This is a genomic window from Alkalihalobacterium sp. APHAB7 (assembly GCF_048323755.1).
Taxonomy (GTDB): domain Bacteria; phylum Bacillota; class Bacilli; order Bacillales; family Bacillaceae_F; genus Alkalihalobacterium.
In genome coordinates this window covers 1-1,681 of sequence record NZ_JBLWFS010000062.1, presented here as the reverse complement: position 1 = coordinate 1,681, position 1,681 = coordinate 1, and the positions used below count along the sequence as shown (strand labels likewise).

General features: G+C 37.5%; 1 protein-coding gene. It reads left to right on the top strand.

All coding sequences use genetic code 11. The features are described from left to right. Positions 1-93 precede the first annotated feature (93 nt). Positions 94-1,665, top strand: coding sequence for an IS1182 family transposase (locus ACNSTQ_RS22980; RefSeq protein WP_418202048.1), 1,572 nt, complete (start codon positions 94-96; stop codon positions 1,663-1,665). Positions 1,666-1,681 lie beyond the last annotated feature (16 nt).

Genomic DNA, 1,681 nt, shown 5'->3' with positions numbered 1-1,681 from the left:
TTTTTTTTAGATTTAACTGGTTTTTGAATTCAAATAAGGATACCATCTGATAAAATTAAAGTTACCACACAATAAATTAACGGAGGTATCCTTATGTTTAAACATTATACCATGAATCAAATCGTTTTACCGCTAGATTTAGAAGTGAAACTTCAAGAAGCGGATATTGCCTACGCTGTCAATGATCTTGTCGAACAGATTCCTGATGACGCCTTCGCTATCTTTCTACGTGAAACAGGTAGCCCTGCTTACCATCCACGGATGATGATGAAAGTCATTTTGTGTGCTTACACACAATCGGTTTTCTCTGGAAGAAAGATTGAGGCATTACTCAAAGATAGTATTCGAATGATGTGGTTAGCTCAAGGATATGAACCAAGTTATCGAACCATCAATCGTTTTCGTGTCCATCCAGAAGTTCAGGATTTACTACGCCAATGTTTTGTCCAATTTCGTTGTCAGCTTGTACAAGAAAAATTGATAGAAGAAGAGGCTATTTTTATTGACGGAACAAAAATTGAAGCGAATGCCAATAAATTTACGTTTGTTTGGCGTAAAGCGGTTGAAAAGTACAGTGCCAATTTGGTGGAGAAGTCCAACCAAATGTATGATGAGTTGTTGGAAAAAGAAATTATTCCAGAAATCGAACGAGAAAACCTGGATGAACTATCTACGGAAGAACTCGTAAAAGTAGTGGAAAAGCTTGATGCAAAGGTAGAGGAATATGATAATCAAATCGAAGCGAGTAAAGATGTGAGTGAACGAAAACAACTTCGTTCGGAACGCAAAGCTCCGAAGCAGTATCGGAAGCAATTCAAAGATTTTGTAGCTCGCAAACAAAAATACCAAAACGACATGGACATATTCGCAGAGAGAAACAGTTATTCAAAAACAGATCATGATGCCACTTTTATGCGAATGAAAGATGATTACATGAAGAACGGCCAACTAAAAGCTGGTTATAATGTGCAAATTGCGACGGAAGGACAATACACGCTCGCTTTTGATGTATTCTCTAACCCGACAGATACACGCACACTCATCCCTTTTCTGGACAAAATCGAGGAAGGTTTCTTTAAGCTGCCCCCATATATTGTCGCTGATGCAGGCTATGGTAGTGAACAAAACTACGTAGATGTAATCGAACATCGAGAGCGTATCCCATTAATTACGTACAACTTGTATCGTAAAGAGAAGAAAAAGAAGTATAAAAATAATCCTTTCCACTCAGCCAATTGGAAATATGATGAGGAAAATGATTCGTTTACATGCCCTAATGATAAAAATGTGATGTTTCGTTACTGGTCGAATCGAAAAGACAAAGATGATTATACTCGAGCATTAAAAATTTATGAGTGTGAGGACTGTTCTGGTTGCCCTTTCCGTTCTCAATGTACCAAGGCGAAAGAAGGACAAAACAGAAAAATACAGTACAATGAAAAATGGGAACAACAAAAAGAATATATTAGACAACAGCTTTCAGAAGAGAAAACGGGTGAAATTTACGGCAAACGTAAAATTGATGTAGAACCTGTTTTTGGATTTTTGAAGGCTAATTTGCATTTCACTCGTTTATCAGTGAGAGGCAAAGAGAAGGTGAAAAATGAATTAGGGTTTGCGTTCATGGCGGTGAACTTGAGAAAGTACATCGCTAAGTGCAGTTAATCAGGCAATAGATCCG